Annotated in this window: 1 protein-coding gene; it reads left to right on the forward strand. The window is 71.0% G+C overall.

The window, feature by feature from the left end; genetic code table 11:
- Positions 1–3667: type I polyketide synthase (locus ACZ7IB_RS48885; RefSeq protein ID WP_470921821.1), on the forward strand; the 3667-nt coding region annotated here is incomplete at both ends.

Below are 3667 nucleotides of genomic sequence, written 5' to 3' on the forward strand. Positions count from 1 at the left end.
GGTGCGCGGGCGGATGCGGCGTTGGTACCGGTACGTCTTGATGTGGAGGCGCTGCGAGCGCAGGGCACCGCACTCCCGTCCCTCTACCACCACCTCACCGGACGCCCGGCACGCCGACAGGCCACCTCGCGGACCGCGATCGCTGCTGCCGGCTCGCTCGGTGAACGCCTCGCCGTACTCGCCGAGTCCGAACGCCACGAAGCGGTCCTCGACCTGGTGCGGGGACAAGTCGCCGCAGTACTGGGTCATGCGACGCCCGCGGCCATCGCGCCGGACCGCGCCTTCAGTGACCTGGGCTTCGACTCGCTGACTTCGGTGGAACTGCGCAACAGCCTCAACAACACAACCGGCCTGCACCTGCCGGCCACTCTCGTCTTCGACTACCCGACCGCCGGCGACCTCGCGGACCACTTGCTGTCCGAGGTCTCCGGAGACGTGGCCGCCACCACCGTCCTGCCGACGACCGGCGTGCTCGCCGACGACCCGATCGTTATTGTGGGCATGTCCTGCCGCTTCCCCGGCGGCATCGAATCACCCGAAGACCTGTGGAAACTGGTCTCCGAAGGCGACGACGCCATCACCGACTTTCCCGAGAACCGGGGCTGGAACGTCGACCGCCTCTACGACCCCACCGAGTCCCGCCCGGACACCACGTACGTACGCAGGGGCGGGTTCCTGCACGACGCGGCCGACTTCGACGCGGACTTCTTCGGCATCAGCCCGAACGAGGCCCTCATCACCGACCCGCAGCAGCGACTGCTGCTGCAGACGTCCTGGGAGGCGTTCGAGCGGGCGGGCATCGACCCCGCGACGCTCAAGGGCAGCGCCACCGGTGTCTTCGCCGGTCTCGTCTACCACGACTACACCGGCAGCAACAGCTCCGGCAGCATCGTCTCCGGGCGCATCGCCTACACGTACGGTCTGGAAGGGCCGGCCGTGACCGTGGACACGGCGTGCTCGTCATCGCTGGTGGCGCTGCACCTCGCGATCCAGGCCCTGCGCAACGGCGAGTGCGATCTCGCCCTGGCAGGCGGTGTGACGATCATGGCCTCGCCCGCCGCCTTCGTGGAGTTCAGCCGCCAGCGCGGTCTGTCCCGCGACGGTCTCTGCAAGGCGTTCGCCGCCGGAGCGGACGGTACCGGCTGGGGCGAGGGCGTGGGCCTCCTCGTGGTCGAGCGGCTGTCGGACGCCGCGCGCAACGGCCACCGGGTGCTCGCGCACGTACGCGGCTCCGCCGTCAACCAGGACGGCGCCAGCAACGGCCTCACCGCGCCGAACGGCCCCGCCCAGCAGCGCGTCATCCGCCAGGCACTGGCCAACGCCCAGCTCACCGCCGCAGACGTCGACGCGGTCGAGGCGCACGGCACCGGCACGGTCCTGGGTGACCCGATCGAGGCCCAGGCCCTGATGGCGACGTACGGACAGGAGCGCGCCGCCGACCGGCCGCTGTGGCTGGGCTCGGTCAAGTCCAACATCGGCCACACCCAGGGCGCCGCCGGCGTCGCCGGAATCATCAAGATGGTCATGGCGATGCGCAACGGCGTACTGCCCAGGACCCTGCACGTGGACGAGCCGTCCACCCACGTCGACTGGACGGCGGGCGCGATGCGGCTGCTGACCGAGGAAGTCGCGTGGGACGTCGACCGGCCGCGCCGCGCGGGTATCTCGTCCTTCGGCATCAGCGGTACGAACGCCCACGTGATCATCGAGCAGGCTGCGCACGACCGTGACGACGAGCCGGCAGCCGACTCCTCGGAGGCCGGGCCGTCGAGCGACGCCGTGGTGCCGTGGGTCATCTCCGCCCGCGGCGAGGAAGGGCTGCGCGCCCAGGCGGCGCGACTCGCGTCGTACGTGGAGGAGCACGGCGAACTCCGTCCGGCGGATGTGGGCTGGTCCCTGACGACGATGCGCGGCGCGCTGGAGCAGCGCGCGACCGTTCTCGGCGCGGACACGGCCGAGCTGGTGGCCGGCCTGCGGTCCCTCGCCGAGGAAACGGCCGCGCCGGACGCGGTGCGTACCAGCGGCAAGACCGCGTTCCTGTTCACCGGGCAGGGTGCGCAGCGCACCGGCATGGGCCGTGAGCTCTACGACACGTATCCCGTCTTCCGGCAGGCTTGGGACGAGATCTGCGAGCAGTTCGACGGTCTGCTGGAACGGCCCGTGAAGGACGTGCTGTTCGCGGACGAGGGCGCGGCTGACGCGGCATTGCTGGACCGTACCGAGTACGCCCAGCCCGCCCTGTTCACGGTCGAAGTGAGCCTGTACCGCCTGGTCAACTCCTGGGGTGTACGCCCCGACTTCGTGATGGGGCACTCCATCGGCGAGATCGCCGCCGCGCACATCGCCGGGGTGCTGACCCTGGCGGACGCCTGCACGCTGGTCACCGCGCGCGGCCGGCTGATGCAGGCGCTCCCGGCCGGCGGCGCGATGGTCGCGGTCGAGGCGACGGAGGAGGAGACGCTGCCGCTGCTCGCTGAGTCGGCGGGAGCCGGCCTGGCCGCGGTCAACGGCCCGCGGTCCGTGGTCCTTTCCGGCCCCGAAGCGGCGGTGGAGGAGGTCGCGGAGTGGCTGCGGGCACAGGGCCGAAAGACGTCCCGGCTGAAGGTGTCGCACGCCTTCCACTCCTCGCTGATGGAGCCGATGCTGGCCGACTTCCGGCAGGTCCTGGAGGGCCTGTCGTTCGCTGAGCCGAAGCTGGCAGTGGTGTCCAACGTGACGGGCGACGTGGCCGCCGAGCAGGAGCTGTGCTCGGTGGACTACTGGCTGCGGCATGTGAGCGAAGCGGTGCGCTTCAGCGACGGCGTGCGCAGCGCCGCGGACCGTGGAGTGACACGGTTCGTGGAGGTGGGCCCCGACGGTGTGCTGACGGGCCTCGCACAGACGTGCCTCGCGGAGAGCGCGGAGACCGAGGAGTCGGAGCGGGCGGGGCAGACGGAGCAGACGGTGTGCGTGCCGCTGCTGCGCAAGGGACGTCCGGAGGCGCGGTCCCTCCTGGCCGGACTGGGGCGCCTGTACGCCGCGGGTGGCGAAGTCGCCTGGCCCGCCGTCTTCGAGGGCAGCGGAGCCCGCGAGGTCGATCTGCCCACATACGCCTTCCAGCGTCGCCGTTTCTGGTCGCAGACGTCGACCGATCACGGTGACCCGGCGGCCATCGGCCTCGGTGCCACCGACCACCCGCTGCTGGGCGCGGCCGTCGTGCTCGCCGACTCGGAGGGGGTCCTCTTCACCGGTCGACTCTCTGCGCAGACCCAGCCCTGGCTGGCCGACCATGTCGTGGGTGGCTCGATCTTCTTCCCCGGCACCGGGTTTGTGGAGTTGGCGATTCGGGCGGGGGATCAGGTCGGGTGTGGGGTGTTGGAGGAGTTGACGCTGGAGGCGCCGTTGGTGTTGCCGGTGCGTGGTGGTGTGCAGGTGCAGGTGGTGGTGGATGCGCCTGAGGGCGGCTCTGGTGGTCGTGCGGTGCGGGTGTTCTCCCGTGGTGAGGGTGCGGTGGACGACACGTCCTGGACCCGGCATGCGACGGGTGTGTTGGGCGCTGGGGTGCGGGGCGGTGTGGGCGGGGCTGATCTGAGCGTGTGGCCTCCGGTGGGTGCGGTGCCGGTTTCGGTTGAGGGTGTGTACGAGCGTTATGCGGAAGGGGGGTTGGTGTACGGCCCGGTGTTCCAGG

Source organism: Streptomyces sp. NPDC037301 (genome assembly GCF_055602785.1).